The 16,295-nt window shown below is 65.8% G+C and carries 14 protein-coding genes; 10 read left to right on the forward strand and 4 right to left on the reverse strand.

Annotated elements, in window-relative coordinates:
- Positions 1–19: 19 nt before the first annotated feature.
- The 4 genes from CXQ81_RS17875 to CXQ81_RS17890 all read left to right on the forward strand — a co-directional run bounded on the left by CXQ81_RS17875 (position 20) and on the right by CXQ81_RS17890 (position 4,629).
- On the forward strand, positions 20–2,509 hold the full coding sequence (locus CXQ81_RS17875) for a TonB-dependent siderophore receptor (RefSeq protein ID WP_101338032.1): 2,490 nt from the start codon (positions 20–22) through the stop codon (positions 2,507–2,509).
- 10 nt (positions 2,510–2,519) lie between these two features.
- Positions 2,520–3,233: an SGNH/GDSL hydrolase family protein gene (locus tag CXQ81_RS17880; protein WP_101338033.1), complete on the forward strand. Its 714-nt coding sequence runs from the start codon at positions 2,520–2,522 to the stop codon at positions 3,231–3,233.
- A 160-nt stretch (positions 3,234–3,393) separates the two neighbouring features.
- Entirely contained in the window at positions 3,394–3,894 is a 501-nt protein-coding gene (locus tag CXQ81_RS17885; protein WP_101338034.1) for a DUF4142 domain-containing protein, read from the forward strand.
- 321 nt (positions 3,895–4,215) lie between these two features.
- On the forward strand, positions 4,216–4,629 hold the full coding sequence (locus CXQ81_RS17890; RefSeq protein WP_007925499.1) for a CBS domain-containing protein: 414 nt from the start codon (positions 4,216–4,218) through the stop codon (positions 4,627–4,629).
- A 114-nt stretch (positions 4,630–4,743) separates the two neighbouring features.
- On the opposite strand, the gene CXQ81_RS17895 is transcribed toward CXQ81_RS17890, so the two are convergent.
- A complete protein-coding gene (locus tag CXQ81_RS17895) occupies positions 4,744–6,051 on the reverse strand; it encodes an MFS transporter (RefSeq protein ID WP_101338035.1) in 1,308 nt (435 codons plus the stop codon).
- A gap of 45 nt (positions 6,052–6,096) precedes the next feature.
- Positions 6,097–6,870, reverse strand: coding sequence for an SDR family NAD(P)-dependent oxidoreductase (locus CXQ81_RS17900; protein WP_101338036.1), 774 nt, complete (start codon positions 6,868–6,870; stop codon positions 6,097–6,099).
- Positions 6,871–7,019: 149 nt separating this feature from the next.
- Between CXQ81_RS17900 and CXQ81_RS17905 the strand changes: the two genes are divergently transcribed.
- Complete coding sequence (locus tag CXQ81_RS17905) at positions 7,020–7,913, forward strand: LysR family transcriptional regulator (protein ID WP_053261271.1); 894 nt, start codon at positions 7,020–7,022, stop codon at positions 7,911–7,913.
- Positions 7,914–8,021: 108 nt separating this feature from the next.
- A complete protein-coding gene (locus CXQ81_RS17910) occupies positions 8,022–8,987 on the forward strand; it encodes an AraC family transcriptional regulator (RefSeq protein ID WP_101338037.1) in 966 nt (321 codons plus the stop codon).
- Here the strand turns inward: CXQ81_RS17910 and CXQ81_RS17915 are convergent.
- Entirely contained in the window at positions 8,984–9,733 is a 750-nt protein-coding gene (locus tag CXQ81_RS17915) for an SDR family NAD(P)-dependent oxidoreductase (RefSeq protein ID WP_101338038.1), read from the reverse strand. The genes CXQ81_RS17910 and CXQ81_RS17915 overlap by 4 nt on opposite strands.
- 372 nt (positions 9,734–10,105) lie before the next feature.
- Here CXQ81_RS17915 and CXQ81_RS17920 point away from each other — a divergent pair, with 372 nt between their 5' ends.
- The gene (locus CXQ81_RS17920; protein WP_101338039.1) at positions 10,106–11,449 is read left to right on the forward strand and encodes an erythromycin esterase family protein; all 1,344 of its coding nucleotides are present in this window, start codon (positions 10,106–10,108) and stop codon (positions 11,447–11,449) included.
- A gap of 42 nt (positions 11,450–11,491) precedes the next feature.
- The gene (locus CXQ81_RS17925; protein WP_101339433.1) at positions 11,492–11,710 is read left to right on the forward strand and encodes a hypothetical protein; all 219 of its coding nucleotides are present in this window, start codon (positions 11,492–11,494) and stop codon (positions 11,708–11,710) included.
- 20 nt (positions 11,711–11,730) lie between these two features.
- Here the strand turns inward: CXQ81_RS17925 and CXQ81_RS17930 are convergent, their stop codons facing one another.
- On the reverse strand, positions 11,731–12,597 hold the full coding sequence (locus CXQ81_RS17930; RefSeq protein WP_101338040.1) for a phytanoyl-CoA dioxygenase family protein: 867 nt from the start codon (positions 12,595–12,597) through the stop codon (positions 11,731–11,733).
- A gap of 78 nt (positions 12,598–12,675) precedes the next feature.
- Here CXQ81_RS17930 and CXQ81_RS17935 point away from each other — a divergent pair, with 78 nt between their 5' ends.
- Together CXQ81_RS17935 and CXQ81_RS17940 are read left to right on the forward strand one after the other, a co-directional pair.
- Positions 12,676–13,695 carry an AraC family transcriptional regulator gene (locus tag CXQ81_RS17935; protein ID WP_101338041.1) on the forward strand — a complete coding sequence of 340 codons (1,020 nt, stop codon included), beginning with the start codon at positions 12,676–12,678 and terminating at the stop codon, positions 13,693–13,695.
- A 177-nt stretch (positions 13,696–13,872) separates the two neighbouring features.
- Entirely contained in the window at positions 13,873–16,290 is a 2,418-nt protein-coding gene (locus CXQ81_RS17940) for a DUF3772 domain-containing protein (RefSeq protein ID WP_101338042.1), read from the forward strand.
- Positions 16,291–16,295 lie beyond the last annotated feature (5 nt).

The following is a 16,295-nucleotide window of genomic DNA, read 5'->3' on the forward strand; positions in this document are numbered from 1 at the left end:
ATTCAGGAGCTTCATGCTTATGCCCAGCTCAACCGTCCAACACGCCGTGCCTGCGTTTCGCCCGTTACTGCTGCCGCTGTCGATTGCCGGCGGCCTGGCTTGGTTCAACCTGGCGGCCGCCGAAAGCGCCTCGCCGACCCTCGATACGGTGGTGGTCACGGGCAACCGTGGCACCGCCGAACGCACCGTGACCACCAGCCCGACGCCGATCGACGTGGTCACCGGCGAACAACTGCGCGCGGTGGGCAAACCCAGCCTGCTGGAAGCGCTGAGCAAGTTCATTCCGTCCTTCAACCTGCCCGACCGCGCCGGTTGGGACGCCAGCGGCGTGGTGCGCTCGGCGACCCTGCGCGGGCTCACCGCCTCCCATGTGCTGGTGCTGGTCAACGGCAAGCGCCGGCACACCAGCGCCACCTTGAACATCAACGGCATCAACAGCGGCGCGGCGCCCAGCGACCTCGACCTGATCCCGGTGGCGTCCATCGACCATATCGAGGTGCTGCGCGACGGCGCCGCGGCGCAGTACGGCTCGGACGCGATTTCCGGGGTGATCAACATCATCCTCAAGCAGACCACCGGCGGCAGTTCCGACACCACCCTCGGCCAGGGCTACGACGGCAAGCGCGGCACCGCCCAGGAGGCGCTCAACTACGGCTTCCAGGTCGGCGAGGCCGGGGTGCTGAATGTCTCCCTCGACAGCCGTTACCAGGAGCGCGACAACAAGGCTGGCAGCAACGGCTACAGCCGCCATTACTACCCGCTGGCCGACGGCTCGCCCGACCCGCGCGAGGCCGATGCCAGCCACCACACCTACAAGGGCTACGGCCTGCCCCGCAGCCAGCTGGCCGATGTCGGCTACAACCTCGACCTGCCGCTGAACGACGCAGTCACCCTGTATTCGTTCTCCACCCTGGCGACCCGGGAGAACAACGACGGCCAGAACTTCCGCCTGCCCAACGGCCGCAACACCATCACCACCGGCCCCAATGGTTACCCCAACGGCTACAGCCCCTACTGGCTGGTCAACGAAACCGACTTCCAGTCGGCGTTCGGCGCCAAGGGCGGGGACTTCGGCGGCTGGGCCTGGGACCTGAGCAGCACCTACGGACGCAACTACGCCAAGCAGCGCACCTACGACAACCAGAACCCGTCGCTGGGGGAAAACACTCCGAACAAATTCACCTCCGGCATCTATATCGCCGACCAGTTGACCAGCAACCTGGATCTGAAGCACAGCTACGAGATCGGCCTGGCCAAGCCACTGGACCTGGCCTTCGGCCTCGAGCACCGACGCGAAAGCTACGAGACCCGTGCTGGCTCCGAGGCCGCCTATATCGATGGCGGCTATGTGTTTCCCGCCGGCCACCCGCGCGCCGGGCAACGCCCCGATCCGGGCGCCCAGGTGACCAATGGCATCAGCCCCGAGGATGAGCAGAAGATCAGCCGCAACAGCGTCGCCAGCTACATCGACCTGGGTTTCTACCCCGTGGCGCAGTGGTATGTGGGCGTCGCCGCGCGCTACGAGCACTACAACGAAGGCGTGGGCGCCACCCGCAGCGGCAAGCTCAGCACCCGCTATGAGTTCAACCCGGTGTTTGCGCTGCGCGGCACTATCAGCAACGGCTTTCGCGCGCCGTCCCTGGCCAACCAGATCTTCACCGCGCGCTCGACCGGCTTCGACACCATCAATGGCGTCTACCAGTCCTACAACTATGTGATCCTGCCGGTGGACTCGGCCGGCGCCCAGGCGCTGGGGGCGCAGTCCCTGAAACCGGAGCGCTCGACCAACTTCAGCCTGGGGTTTGCCCTGACCCCCAGCGAAGACCTGAGCCTGACCGTGGACGGCTACGTGATCAACCTGCGCGACCGCCTGGTGCTCAGCGAACGCTTCCAGGGCCCGGGAGTGGCCGCCCTGCTCGACAGCATCGGCGTGCCCGCCACCGCTGGCGCGCAGTACTTCACCAACGGCGCCAACACCCGCACCTCCGGGGTCGATGTGGTGGGCAATTACCGGCAGAACCTGGCCCGCTACGGCTCGGTGAAATGGACCGCGGCGCTGAACTACAACCACACGCAAATCCTCAGCGTCAGCGACACCCCCGCGCAACTGAGCGCCCTGGGCAGCAACTTCCAGCTGCTCGGGCGCCAGTCGCGGGCGCTGCTCACCAAGACCTCCCCCAGCAGCAAGATGATTTTCTCCGCCGACTGGGCGATCCGCGACTTCGACGTCAACCTGCGACTGACCCGCTACGGCACCTACACCGAGGTCAACAGTTCGAGCAACCCGGACCTGGACCGCGAATACTCGGCCAAGTGGATCACCGACCTGGACGTGGCCTATGCCTTCGACAAGCAACTGACCGTGGCGGTGGGCGCGCAGAACCTGTTCGACAAGTACCCCGACCCTATCGGCGTCAGCAACTCGTCGTTCGGCGACAACTGGGGCAGTTATTCGCCCTTCGGCTTCACTGGCGGCTACTACTACACTCGTCTGCAATATGCCTTCTGAGTAGCTGCCCATGACTGACGTGTTCGCCAAGGTGGCCCTGGGGCCGCTGTTACTCGCCCAGGGCCTGTACACCCGCTGGGTCACCCCCAGGTTGCCGGAGGCCGAAGGCCCGCGCCAAGGCAGGCACGCCGACGCCAGCGGGCCGGCCCTGCGCCTGTTGATCCTCGGCGACTCCGCGGCGGCGGGCGTGGGCGCCCTTACCCAGGACGAGGCGATTGCCGGCCGGCTGGTGGCTGGCCTCGCCGGCGACTTCCAGCTGTCATGGCAGCTGCGGGCACAGTCCGGGCTGGACTCGCGACAGTTGTTCCAGCTGTTGGAGGACGGCCCGGCCGAGCCCTTCGATGTGGCCCTGGTGTCCATCGGCGTCAACGACGTCACCAGCCGCATCGCCGCGGCCGAATGGCAGGCGCGGATCTCGCGCCTGATCGTACTCTTGAGCGAGCGCTTCGAGGCCCGGCACATCGTCTTCCTGCCCGTGCCGCCCATGCACCTGTTCCCCGCCCTGCCCCAGCCGCTGCGCTGGTACCTGGGCCTCAGGGCCCGGCGCTTCAACAGCCTGCTGGTCGAACTGCTGGCCGGCCAGGATCGCTGCGCATTGCTGGCGACCCGCTTCCAGCCGGCCGCCAGCCTGATGGCCGGGGACGGCTTCCACCCTTCCCCGGCGCTCTACCAGATCCTCGCGGATGAAGCGGCGCGGGTCATTCGCCAGCGTTGCAGCCGCTGAGTCATACCTGGCTGAACCCGGCACGCGCGCGGCCTACGGATCGAAGCGGGCCAGGCTTGCCTGCGGGTGGTCGAAAAACCGGGAAATAATTTAAACCTTTGCCGCAGGTTCTCTATCAACCGTCAGGCGACACCTGTCGTGCCACGAATGGAGAAAGAACATGAACAACCTGCTGATGAAACGAATGAGCCTGTTGTTCCTGCTGAGCGCAGGAAGCCTTTCAAGTGCAATGGCGATGAGCTCCAGCGACTTTGTCGAAGAGGCCGCGCAAGCCGGGATCAATGAAATCGAAAGCAGCAAGCTGGCCCTGGAAAAAAGCGCCTCCGCGGACGTCAAGGCATTTGCCACGCAGATGATCAGTGATCACAGCAAAGCCAACCAGGAATTGCGGGTGCTGGCGAAAAAACTCGATATCCAGATCCCGGACGAAGCCTCGCTGACGGCCAAGGCCAAGCAAATGATCCTGGAGATGCGCGACGAGTCCTTCGACAAAGCCTATGCCGACAACCAGGTAGTGGCCCATGAGAAGGCCGTGGAGTTGTTCAAGAAAGAAGTGGCGTCTTCGGACAAGCCGGACCTGAAAGCCTTCGCCGAGGAGACCCTGCCCAAGCTGCAGGACCACCTGGACATGGCCAGGCACCTGCAATCCAAGACCCAGTGAAGCACCCGCAAACCCCGCCTGAGCGCGGGGTTTGCCGGCTCACGCCTGCGGATCGGCGACCCTTTGCGCCAGGGCTTCCTCGATGGCCCGCTCATAGGCGGCTAACCACTCGTCGTACGCCGCCGAACAAATTTCAACTTTTGAAAAAAACCGGCACTCCCAATTAGTGCCGGCAGAAAGCATCGGACGCCAACAAGAAAGGCGGCCAGCCCGGCGGCGCCCGTGAAGGTCGTAGCTGATCGTTGAGCCTTACCTGCGAGGGCCTGGGCCCTTGCCTTTCATGCCGGGCCACAGCGGCCCGGCCTTTCGAGGAGAAGCATGATGAAGATCTCTGAAGTCATGACCCGCAATGTACAGACCGCACGCCCCGAACAGACGCTGCGGGAAGTCGCCAACATGATGGCCAGCATCGACAGCGGCGCCATCCTGGTGAACAACGAGGACCGGCTGGTCGGCATGATCACCGACCGCGATATCGTCATTCGTGCCGTGGCCAAAGGCCAAAGCTGCGATATGCCGATCAGCAGCGTCATGAGCAATGACATTCGCTATTGCTTCGACGACCAGGAGGTCGACGAAGTGGCCCGCAACATGGCCGATATCCAGCTGCGGCGCCTGCCGGTGGTCAATCGCCAGAAACGCCTGGTGGGCGTGGTGTCCCTGGGCAATATCGTCAAGGCCCACGATAGCCAGGCCAACAGCACGGTGCTGCAGGGCGTGGCCAAGGCCCATTGATAGCCTGGCCCCAGACGGCTGTGGCCGAGCGGCCACGGCCGGTATTTACCCGGTGGGCCGGCGCAATGGCGAGGCAGCCGTCGGCCCCGGGTTCTGTCGTCGCCCGGCGTGATCTCAACGCCGGACCTTCACCACGGCCATCAGCAGCGCCGAAGACAGCACGCCGAGGGTCATGAACACATAGGCCGCCCCGGGATTGCCGGTAAGGCCGATCAGATAGCCGACGATCCACGAACCGACGAAGGCCCCCAGCGCGCCGCAGGCGTTGATCAGGCCGATCGCCCCGCCGAACACATTGGCCGGGAGCACTTCCGGGATCAGCGCGAAAAACGGTCCGTAAGGCGCGTAGAGCGAGGCGCCGGCGACGGTCAGCAAGGCGAACGACAGCCAGAAGTGGGATGGCCCCAGCAAGTACGAGCAGAAGAACGCCAGCGCGCCCAACCCCAGCAGCGGCCAGACAAACGACTTGCGCCGCCCGGAGCGGTCCGAGGCCCAGGACACCGCGAGCATGGCGGCGACGGCGGCGACATAAGGCACCGCGCTCAGCCAGCCGACCGTGACGATGTCCGTGGCGGCCGCCTGCTTGATGATGGTCGGCAGCCACATGATGAAACCGTAGACGCCGATGCTCCATAAGGCATGTACCGCACAGAGCTGGATCACCAGCGGGCTGGTGAAGGCCTGGCGATAGTTGCGCACGGCCTTCAGGCCTTTCTGCTCTTCGGCGAGGATGGCGGCCAAGCGGTCTTTTTCCTGCCGGCTCAGCCAGTCGACCTGCTCGGGCTTGTCCCGCGCCAGGCGCCACCAGACAAACGCCCACAGCACCGCCGGCGCGCCTTCGATGACGAACATCTCGCGCCAGCCCCAGGCATGAATCAGGTAGCCCGAGACCACCGACATCCACAGCACCGTGATCGGGTTGCCCAGTACCAGGAAGGTATTGGCCCGCGAGCGCTCCTGGCGGGTGAACCAGTTGCTGATGAAGATCAGCATCGCCGGCATCACCGCGGCTTCGACTATGCCCAGCGACACCCGGATCACCATCAGCATCGGGATATTGGTCACCAGGCCGGTGGCCATCGCACACAGGCCCCACAGGATCAGGCTGCAGAACACCAGCTTGCGCACGCTGTAGCGCTGCGCGTAGATGGCGCCGGGCACCTGGAAGAAAAAGTAACCGAGGAAGAACAAGGCGCCGATCAGTGACGAGGTGCTCTTGCTGATGCCCAGGTCCTGCTCGATGCCCGCCGCACTGGCGAAGCCATAGTTGGCCCGGTCCAGATAGGCCAGGCTGTAGGTGATGAAGATCAGCGGGATCAGGTACAGCCAGCGCCTGGGCGCGAAGCCCGTGGCGGTGGTTGGCGCATGCCCGGCCTGGTCGCGGGTGTGCGGCGGCAGTGCCGGCTCGTTGAGATGGCTCATGGGTGTCCCCTGTTTGTTGTTGTTTTTCAGGTATGGGTGCGGGGCTCAAACGACGCTGGTCAATCCTCCGTCGACAAAGATCGTCTGGCCATTGATGAAGTCCGAGGCCGCCGAGGCCAGGAACACCGCCGTGCCGCACAGCTCCTCGACCCGGCCCCAGCGCCCGGCCGGCGTGCGTTTGCACAGCCATTGGGAAAAACCCTGGTCGTCGATCAGCGCCCGGTTCATTTCGGTCGCGAAATAGCCCGGGGCCAGGCCGTTGGCCTGGATGCCATGGCGCGCCCATTCGGCGCACATGCCTTGGGTGAGCATCTTCACCGCGCCCTTGGACGCCGCGTACGGGGCGATGCTCGGCCGGGCCAGTGTGCTCTGCACCGAGCAGATGTTGATGATCTTGCCGCGGCGCCGGCCGATCATGTGCCGCGCCACGGCCTGGGACACATGGAACACCCCGTCCAGGTTGACCCGCATCAGCGCGTGCCAGTCCTCGGCGGCGAAATCCTCCAGCGGTGCGCGCCGCTGGATGCCGGCGTTGTTCACCAGGATGTCGATGGCCCCGACCTGCGTCTCGAAGGTGTCTATGGCCTCGAACAGCCCGGCGCGATCGGTGACGTCGAACACCGCGATCTCCGCGCCGATGCCCTCGTCGCGCAACTGCCGGGCAGCGGCCTGGGCCTTGTCTCTATTACGATCGTTGATCACCACCTTGGCGCCGGCGGCGCCCAGGCCCCGGGCCAGTTCCAGGCCAATACCCTTGCCTGAACCGGTGATCAGGGCCCTTCTCCCATCCAGCTGGAAACAACCGGGATTGAATGACATGCTTTTCTCCGCAAGACGGCCGCTGTTTTTTAAATGGGCCTTGCGGGCACTTCAACGCAGCTGGCGGGTGCTGTCCAATCGTCATTGGTGATCTGGTAATCAATCCTCGTGATCAGTGCCTCGAATCGTTTTCAGCCTGGAGTCGCCCGATGGAAATCAAACACCTGCGCTCGTTCGTGACCCTGGCAGAAGAGCTGCATTTCGGCCGCGCGGCGCAACGGCTGGCCATCGTCCAGCCGGCCTTGAGCATGCAGATCAAGCTGCTGGAGGAGGAATTGGGCGTGCGCCTGTTCGAACGCAACCGCCACGCCGTGGCACTGACCGAGGTCGGGGCGATCTTCCTGCCCGAGGCCCGTGCGACCTTGCATCAGGCGGCTCACGCGATGGATGTGGCCAGGGCTTCGGGCCGTGGGGAAATCGGCCGCGTGCGCCTGGGGTTCGTTTCCTCGGTACTGCCGGAGTTCCTGCCGACGCTGATCCGCGCCCTGCATCAGCGCTTCCCGCGCATCGAGCTGGAACTCAAGGACATGCCGGGGCCGGACCAGGCCGCGGCGCTGAAAAACGGCCAGCTGGACTTCGGCCTGATGCGCCTGCCGGCGATCATTCCCGGCATCCAGACCCGCGAGGTGTTGCAGGAGCGTTTCATGGTCGCACTGCCCAGCGATCATCCGCTGGCCTCGTGCGCCACCCTGCAACCGGCGGCGCTGGCGCAACTGCCGGTGTTGATCCTGGCCAGGCGTTACGCCCCGGGCTTTCACGATCAACTGATGCAAGTGCTGAACAGCCATGGCCGGCAACTGGAAGTCGCCGCGGAACTGGGCGAGTTCACCACCATGCTCGCCCTGGTGTCCGCCGGGCTCGGCATTGGCTTGCTGCCCGCCCACGCCGGGCGCGCAGTACCCGCCAACGTCGTGGTCCGCCCCCTGGAGCTTGGGGACTACCGGGCGACCACCGGCCTGGCCTGGGTGGAACTGGACAATGCCCTGAAAAGCACCGTGTTCGGGGTGATCGGCGACGTGTTCTTTCAGGGCCGCGGGCAATGATTTTCGGCGACAACCCTGGACCGAGGATTTCCTCCTGGCAGCCCCGCTCCAGGATTATCGGCATGCTAAAGTTGGTTCAAATTTGCCAATCGTCCAAAAAGGTGCCCCATGGATCCGCTTTCCGGTGTCCTTTCGCTGCTGAGAATCCGTAACTACCATTCGGCGGCCTTGAAGCTGGGCGGCGACTGGGCCTTCGACTTTCCCAGCCGGGCCGGCATCAAGTTCACGGCCGTGGTCAAGGGCAGCTGCTGGGTCAAGGTCAGTGGCGAACAAGCGCCGCAGCACCTCCAGCAAGGCGATTGTTTCCTGATGACCCGGGGCCTGCCCTTTACCTTGTCCAGCGATCTGTCCGTGCCGGCCATGGATTCCGCAGGCTTCTTTCAAACCCCGGCCCCGGACGAACTCACCCTCGATTACGGCGGCGACGATGTGCAACTGGTGGGCGGGCGTTTCGACTTCACCGGTATTCCCACCCGGTTCCTGCTCAGTACCCTGCCCTCGCTGGTGCATGTGCAGGGCCACTCGCCGCAGGCGTCGATCCTGCGCTGGGCGCTGGAACGCTTTGCCGCCGAGCTGCAACAGCAGCGGCCCGGCCGCTCGCTGATGAACGAACACCTGGCGCACATCATGCTGGTCGAGGTGCTGCGGGCCCACCTCGCTGCCCTGGAACGCAACGGCCTGGACCGCGATGCCATGGGCTGGTTTTTCGGCCTGGCGGACCGCAACCTCAGCGCCGCCCTGAGCGCCCTGCACGCCGCCCCGGCGCGACGCTGGACGGTCGAGCAACTGGCGCGGCTGGCGGCCATGTCGCGCTCGGCCTTTGCCCTGCGCTTCAAACAGATCGTCGGCGCCGCGCCGATGGAATACCTGACCCACTGGCGCATGCTGCTGGCCGGCGATCGCCTGAGAAACTCCAGCGACTCGGTGGCGACCATCGCGTTTTCCCTGGGCTATGAATCGGAGAGCGCCTTCAGCACCGCGTTCAAGCGGGTCATGTCGCACTCGCCACGCCAGTACCAGCGCGAGCAGTCGGCCGCCGTCGAGGCTGATTCCAAGGCTGATTCCAAGGTTTAGTGCAGACCGCCGCCGATCACCAGGATTTCGCCGGTGATCCACCCGGCATCACTGGACGCGAGGAAGGCCACCGCGGGGGCGATGTCCTCGGGCTTGCCGATCCGCCCCAAAGGTGTGATGGCTTCGATCTTCTGCCGGAAGGCATCCTCGAAAAAGCCGCTGGCATGCACGCCTTCGGTGACCACCAGCCCGGGGTTGACCGAGTTGACCCGGATGTTCTTCGGCCCCAGTTCATTGGCCAGGGTCCTGGTGATGGCGTCCACCGCGCCTTTGGAGGCGGTGTAGACCGTCGAATGGGCCGGGGTGAACGAGGTGACGCTGGAGCTGATGTTGACGATGCTGCCGCCGTCCGGGTTGAACACGCCGACCGCTTCGCGGGTGCACTGAATCAGGCCCAGGACGTTGAGGTTGAACTGGCGGTGGAACTCCTGCTCATCGATCTCGGCCAGGGGCGCGGTGGAATAGACGCCGGCGTTGTTCACCAGGATATCGAGATGGCCGTGCTCATGGACAATGGCCTTGAACAGCGCCTTCACTTCCAGGGCATTGGCGACATCCGCCTGGATGGCATGGGCGCGACCGCCCGCCTGCAGGACCTCTTCGACCACCCGCCCGGCCTCTTCGCGACCGCGGCTGTAGTTGACGATCACCGTGGCGCCGTCCCTGGCCAGCTGCTTGGCGATGGCGGCGCCGATGCCTTTGGACGAACCGGTGACCAGGGCGATTTTCTTGTGCAGTCTTTTCATTCTCGTGTGCTTCTCTTGCAGGTTCAGAAACGCTGACCAGGCCTTGAACAACTGGCCTTTGGTCGACGGACCCAGCTTATGAGCGACGCCACGAACAGGTAATAACCGGTCCTCCAAAATAGCTTCGCCATCGTCCAGAGACGCGGCGACCCTTTGCACCACCGCTTCTTCGATGGCCCGCTCATAAGCTGCAGGTCGTGGCCAAGGCCCATTGAAATCCTGGCCACAGCCGGTGTTTACCGGTGGGCTGATGGCATCCAGGAGTTGACTGGCCGACCTTCGGTCCCCAGGCGGGAACACCCTCTCTTCGGCGACGTCTTCTCTGTATCGACCCTGGCAATTCAGATCCTCTGCCTGGAAGGAGGCTGCGCCATGAACCCACGCAAAGGCCGGCAGGAGATCTCCGGGCGTGGCAAGGAGCCCGTCAGTAGGCTCCAGGCGCTGCTGCGCCGCTACGCTGAACCCCTGCCCCCACTCGAATCCGCGGCTTTCGGCGAGCTGTTCGACCGTTATGCGGATGCCAGGGTGGTGCTGATCGGCGAAGCCAGCCACGGCACCCGTGAGTTCTATCGAACCCGCGCGGCCATCAGCCAACGGCTGATCACCCAGCACGGCTTCAGCATCGTCGCCATTGAGGCCGACTGGCCCGACGCCGGGCACATCGACCGGCATGTGCGCGACCTCGGCCCGTCCACCGCCGGGCAGCAGGCGTTCAGCCGCTTTCCGAGCTGGATGTGGCGCAACGTCGAGGTGTGCGACTTCATCCGTTGGCTGCACCGCCACAATCGCCCCCTGCCCGCGCAGCAGCGCGTCGAGTTTCGTGGGCTGGATGTCTACAGCCTGCGCAACTCCATCAGCGAAGTACTGGCCTACCTCGATCGCACCGACGCCCGGCTGGCGCATGAAGCCCGTCACCGTTATGGCTGCCTGACGCCCTGGCAGGACGACCCGGCGCTGTATGGCCATTTCGTCGAGCGCGGGCACGAGGTTTCCTGCGAAGAAGCAGTGGTCCAGCAGTTGAACACCTTGTTGAGCGAACGCCTTGCCAGCAACCCTGAAGCGCTCTTCAGCGCCACTCAGAATGCCCGGGTCGTACGCTCTGCCGAACAGTACTACCGGGCCATGTACCGAAGCTCGGCCGCCTCCTGGAACCTGCGCGACAAGCACATGTTCGATACCTTGCAGACCTTGCTCGCGCACCGCGGCGCGGGTGCCAAGGCGGTGGTCTGGGCGCATAACTCGCACATCGGCAACGCAGCGGCGACCGACATGGGCTGGCGCGGCGAATTCAACATCGGCCAGCTGTGCCGCACGGCCTACGGCGACGCTGCCGTGCTGATCGGCATGAGCACCGACCGCGGCCAGGTGGTAGCCGCCGATAACTGGGACGGTGACATGGGGATCAAGGAGGTGCGGCCTTCCCTTGCGGACAGCTGGGAGCAGCAGTTTCTCCAGGCGGGCATTCCCGCCTCGCTGACCGACTGGCGCGCCCCCGAGCGCGAAGACCTGCGCCAGGCGCTATCCGAACCGCTGCTGGAGCGGGCGATCGGCGTCATCTACCGGCCCGCGACGGAGCGCCAGAGCCATTATTTCCAGGCGGTGCTGGGCGAGCAGTTCGATGCGCTGGTCTGGCATGAAACGACCGGTGCCGTTACCCCCCTGCCGGTGGCGAGCGGTCTCAGTCATGAAGAAGACACCTTTCCTTTCGGGGTATAGACCTCCCCCTTGGCGATGAAGAACCCCAGCGAGGGCCCCAGCATGAATCCTGAATCGCACTATCCGAAAGCATCCACATCGGCCTCTGGGACCGCCCCCGAAGAACGCCCCGGGCAGCCGGACCCTGGCGACGAGGAAGAACAGAGCCATGGCCTCGATGACGCCGCCACGCCTGGCCCTGCGCAAGGCAATGAGCAGGAGGCCGAGGACATCGCCAGGAAAATCGCCGAGATAGAAAGGAAGGTCGCCGATGGCAACTGAGCCCCTCGGCCTGGCAGCACTCAGCGCCCCTGCGGCTCTTCGAGCATGCGCTTGGGGTGCATGCCATTGACCATGCCCATGAACGGCGCGTGGATCGAGTAACCGAGCATGCGCTGGATGTGTTCGCTGCATTGCCGGGCGACGTGGCGCGGTGTCGACAGGATGAAGTTCTCCTGCTGGCGCGCCCAGGGTTCGCAGTACTGCGCCGTCAGCGCCAGGCGTGGCGCGCCGCTGCGATTGGCGCCGCCGCCGTGCCAGAGGGTGCCGAGGAAAAACACCACCGAGCCCTTGGGCATGACCACCGGCAGCACGGCGGCCTGTTCGGCGGCGGTGGGCAGGCGCCCGTCCCACAGATGGCTGCCGGGAATCACCACGGTGGCGCCGTTGTCGCCGGTGAAGTCGTCCAGGGCCATGATCGTCGCCGCGCCATAGGCCGGCCGCGGGCGGGCCATGGGATAGAAGGCATCGTCGTAATGCAGGTGCTGGGCGCACTCGCCCGGCAGGATATTGATCGCCTGCAGCTGCGACAGCAGGTAATTGGGCGCCAGGAGTCGGTCCAGCAGGCCCAGTATCAGCGGATGCTCCACCAGCCCATCGCAGACCCGCGTTTTCGCAATCACCGCATACAACCGCTGGGTGCGTGCGCCCTCGAACGAGTTGCGCCCGGTCTGGCAGAAACGTCCCAGCAGATCCTCGCGCATGCGACTAACCTGCTGCTCATCGAACAGCCGTTCGAGCACCACGAAGCCGTCGCGTTGCAGGCGGGCCATCAGCTCGTCGAGTTGCGCCGCGGGCACGGCGGGCTGGGTACCGGCGGTCGACCTATAGGTCCTGGCACATCCGCTGCTCATGTAGTCGTGCCGCTCGGGCAAAGTTGTGGTTGTCATCGACTGGCTCCTGGGAGTGGGTCGCATCAATCTGCAGGACGCCGGAGTGGCCGCCAATGACGCTTTGCCTCAACTGACATGACCCGCCCCTACCCGCATTGGATCGTCGCCCCGACCATTCCCGCGCGTTTTGTGCGCGAGATGCTGGGGCAACTGCGTCTCGACGCCGACGCACGCGCCGCGCTGCTCGAGCGCTGCGACTTGCCCAGGGAAGCCCTGCGCGACGGCTATCGCGTGGCGCCGCTCAACTACCGCGCCTTGAGTCGCCTGGCCGTGGGCGTCGGCGCCGACGAAGCCTTGGGTTTCTTCGCCCGCACCGTGCCGCCGGGCAGCTTCGAGCAATTGCTGCGGCTGCTGGTGCACCTGCCGACCCTGGCCGATGCCTTCGAAGAGGCCGCGCGCTTCTACAAGCTGTTCGACGATTCGCCGCCCTGGCGCCTGGAAAAGCACGCCAGGATTGCCCGCCTGGTGCTGACGCCGCGCCCCGGGGCGCAAACCGACTCGGTGCTCTGGCCGCATATGCTGCTGTTGGCGCTCTGGCACACCGGCAGCTGGCTCACTGGCGAAACCCTGCCGCTGCGGCGGATCGTCCTGCCCGGGCACCTCGGCGCCTTCACCGCGCAAACGCGCTTTCTGTTCGGCCGCCAACCGGCTTTCGCCACGCAGGCATGGCTGGAGCTGCCGGCGGTAAACCTGCAGGCGCCGCTGATGCGCCGGCCGGCGGAGGCGGCGCGCTTCGCCCGCCACCTGTTGCCGGCGGTGATCGCCCCCGGCCCGCTGGCCAGTTTCGAAGCCCACCTGCGCGCCTTGCTGTGCGCCGCCGAGCCCTTTGCCGGACTGTCGGAACTCGAGGCGGCCAGGGCCCTGGGCATTTCGCGGCAGACCCTGGCCCGCCGCCTGGCGGCGCTCGGCGTGACCTTCCTCGGGGTGCGCGATGAATTGCGCCGGGACCTGGCCTGCACCCTGCTCGCCCGCGGCTCGGTGAGCGTCGCCAAATTGGCCGAACGCCTGGGCTACTCGGAACCCAGCGCCTTTCAGCGCGCCTTCAAACAGTGGACCGGGCTGCCACCGGGGGCCTATCGCGGCGGCCGGCGCTGAGCAGCCTGGTTTCCCCTTAGGGATTTTTTCACTGCCCCCGTTCTCGAACGCCGCGTAAACCGGCATGCTGCGCCACCCTGATCGCCACGGCAGCGGGCCGCCCACCGGGGAATTTATGCCGGGAGGGCGCGGTCTATGCTCGTCAGGGCTGGTGAACAGCAAAAGAGGACATGACAGATGCGGCGAGTGAGACAGAACCGCTGGGGGATGGGGCTGTTGGCCCTGTTGCTGTGTATTGCGCTGCCGGCCTTCGCGGCCCCGGCGTCCGGGCCGCAGAGTGTTGCCCGCAATCAGCTGCCGCTGCTGGCCGAGGGCGCGGATCTCGAGCAGCTCAACGACCGGCTGGAGCTGATCCGCCAGAGCGTGTCGGCGAGCGGTAACGACGACCTGCTCTCGGACCTGCGCCAGGCCGCGCTGCAAGTGCAGAAGCAGGCCGACAGCCTGATCGCCCTGCGCGCTACCGATATCGAGCGCCTGGACGACCAACTCAAGGTCCTCGGCCCACCGTTGCCCGACGAAGCGCCCAGCCTGACCAGCCAGCGCCAGGTGCTGAGCGCGCAGAAGGACAACCTGCTCGACGAAGAGCGCCAGGCCAACCTGCTCAGCCAGTCCGGCCGCGACCTCGCCGCGCAGATCATCAACCTGCGGCGCAGCCTGTTCAATTCGCAGATCAGCACCCGCTCGGCGAGCCCCCTCAGCCCGGCCTTCTGGTCCACGCTGATCCGCCCGACCGAGGATGACCTCAGGCGCCTGAACCGCCTCTCCGACGAAGTCTGGACCGCGTTCGATACGGCACTGGCCCCCGGCAATCGCGGGCTGTTCATCACCACGCTGGTCATCGCGGCGCTGATCTGGGTGGTCGGCCGGCGCCTGCTGGAACGCCTGGCGATCTGGTCGATGATCCGCTGGCTGCCCGAAGGCCGCCTGCGCCGCAGCGCCCTGGCGCTGACCGTGGGGCTGGCGACCATCGTCACCATCAATGCCGCCGCCTCGCTGCTGCGCTGGGGACTGGTCAACAGTGCGACCCTGAGCGCCGATGTGCTCAACCTGATCAGCCAGTGGCTGACCCTGCTGATTTTCTGCTCCTTCATCGTCGGCCTCGGCCGCGCCATGTTGATGTTGTCGCGGCCGTCCTGGCGCCTGCCGCCGATTCCCGATCAGATCGCCACGGCCCTGGGGCCGTTCCCGCTGATCCTCGCGCTGGCGCTGCTGCTCACCGCCGGCGAGGAACGGATCAACAGCGTGATCGCCAGCAGCCTGGCCCTGACCGTGGCGGTCAACGGCCTGACGGCGCTGGTCACCGCGCTGATCTTTTTCTTCGCCCTGCTGCGCCATCGCCGTACCCGCCGGCGCTTCGAGCTGGAGCGCCCCACCGGCATCGCCGGGCTGCTGCCCTTCATCGTGGCGGTCTGGGTCGCGGTGATCCTGCTGTCGCTGCTCAGCGGCTACCTGAGCCTGGCGTACTTCCTCACCGTCAAGCTGCTGTGGATCAGCGTGGTGACCACCAGCGCCTACCTGCTGATCGCCTGCTTCGGCGACCTCTGCGAAACCCTGCTGTCGCCCAAGCAGCCCGGCGGCCTGGCGCTGGCGGCGGCCCTGGGCCTGTCGCCGCGCCACCAGGCCCAGGCCACCACCGTGCTGGCGGGCATCGGCCGGACCCTGCTGCTGTTCACCGCGGCGCTGCTGGCCTTCATGCCGTCCGGGTCGAGCCCGGGGGAACTGCTGGAAGGCTTTGCCCAGCTGGATGTCAGCGGCCGGTCCCTGGGCAATCTCAACATCGTGCCCCAGGACCTGCTGCTGGCGGCGGCGTTCCTGGTCGGCGGCATGTTCGCCGTGCGTGTGCTCAAGCGCTGGCTGAGCGAGCGGCTGCTGCCGGAAACCAACATGGACGCCGGCATGCGTGCCTCACTGGTGACCCTGGTCGGCTACATCGGCTTTGTCCTGCTGGCGATCGTGGTGATGTCGACCCTGCGGATCAACCTGACCAACCTGACCTGGGTGGTCAGCGCCCTGTCGGTGGGTATCGGTTTCGGCCTGCAGGCCATCGTGCAGAACTTCATTTCCGGGTTGATCCTGCTCACCGAGCGGCCGGTGAAGGTCGGCGACTGGGTCAGCCTGGCCGGGGTCGAGGGCGATATCCGGCGGATCAACGTGCGCGCCACGGAAATCCAGATGTCCGACCGCTCCACGGTGATCGTGCCGAACTCGCAGTTCATCTCGCAGAACGTGCGCAACGTAACCATGGACAACGCCCTGGGCGTGGTCGGCATCACCCTCACCCTGCCCCTGGAAACCGATGTGCTGCAGGTGCGCGAGCTGTTGCTGCAGGCCTATGCCGAGCACGAGGCGATTCTCAAGGCGCCGGCGACCTCGGTATCGTTCAAGGACCTGACCAGCAATGGCCTGATCATCAGCGTCAGCGGCTACGTCGGCAGCCCGCGCTCGGTGTCCGGTGCCCGCAGCGACCTGCTGTTCACCATCCTCGGGCGCCTGCGCGAAGTGGGCATCGCCCTGTCGTCGCCGCAGAACCTGATGCTGATCAGCGACAGCCAGGACAAGGCGGCTGGCGAGCCACCGGCCCAGCCCAGCGCATGAACCGG

Source organism: Pseudomonas sp. 09C 129, from assembly GCF_002843625.1.
Taxonomy (GTDB): Bacteria; Pseudomonadota; Gammaproteobacteria; order Pseudomonadales; family Pseudomonadaceae; genus Aquipseudomonas; species Aquipseudomonas chlororaphis.

Excerpts from the sequence above, each read along its gene's own strand:
- CXQ81_RS17875 (WP_101338032.1), top strand. The coding sequence starts at position 20 with ATGCCCAGCTCAACCGTCCAACACGCCGTGCCTGCGTTTCGCCCGTTA.
- CXQ81_RS17910 (WP_101338037.1), top strand. The coding sequence starts at position 8,022 with ATGGATCCGCTTTCCGGTGTCCTTTCGCTGCTGAGAATCCGTAACTAC.
- CXQ81_RS17930 (WP_101338040.1), bottom strand. The coding sequence starts at position 12,597 with ATGACAACCACAACTTTGCCCGAGCGGCACGACTACATGAGCAGCGGA.
- CXQ81_RS17940 (WP_101338042.1), top strand. The coding sequence starts at position 13,873 with ATGCGGCGAGTGAGACAGAACCGCTGGGGGATGGGGCTGTTGGCCCTG.
- CXQ81_RS17915 (WP_101338038.1), bottom strand. The coding sequence starts at position 9,733 with ATGAAAAGACTGCACAAGAAAATCGCCCTGGTCACCGGTTCGTCCAAA.
- CXQ81_RS17880 (WP_101338033.1), top strand. The coding sequence starts at position 2,520 with ATGACTGACGTGTTCGCCAAGGTGGCCCTGGGGCCGCTGTTACTCGCC.
- CXQ81_RS17900 (WP_101338036.1), bottom strand. The coding sequence starts at position 6,870 with ATGTCATTCAATCCCGGTTGTTTCCAGCTGGATGGGAGAAGGGCCCTG.
- CXQ81_RS17935 (WP_101338041.1), top strand. The coding sequence starts at position 12,676 with ATGACCCGCCCCTACCCGCATTGGATCGTCGCCCCGACCATTCCCGCG.
- CXQ81_RS17885 (WP_101338034.1), top strand. The coding sequence starts at position 3,394 with ATGAACAACCTGCTGATGAAACGAATGAGCCTGTTGTTCCTGCTGAGC.
- CXQ81_RS17905 (WP_053261271.1), top strand. The coding sequence starts at position 7,020 with ATGGAAATCAAACACCTGCGCTCGTTCGTGACCCTGGCAGAAGAGCTG.
- CXQ81_RS17890 (WP_007925499.1), top strand. The coding sequence starts at position 4,216 with ATGAAGATCTCTGAAGTCATGACCCGCAATGTACAGACCGCACGCCCC.
- CXQ81_RS17925 (WP_101339433.1), top strand. The coding sequence starts at position 11,492 with ATGAATCCTGAATCGCACTATCCGAAAGCATCCACATCGGCCTCTGGG.
- CXQ81_RS17920 (WP_101338039.1), top strand. The coding sequence starts at position 10,106 with ATGAACCCACGCAAAGGCCGGCAGGAGATCTCCGGGCGTGGCAAGGAG.
- CXQ81_RS17895 (WP_101338035.1), bottom strand. The coding sequence starts at position 6,051 with ATGAGCCATCTCAACGAGCCGGCACTGCCGCCGCACACCCGCGACCAG.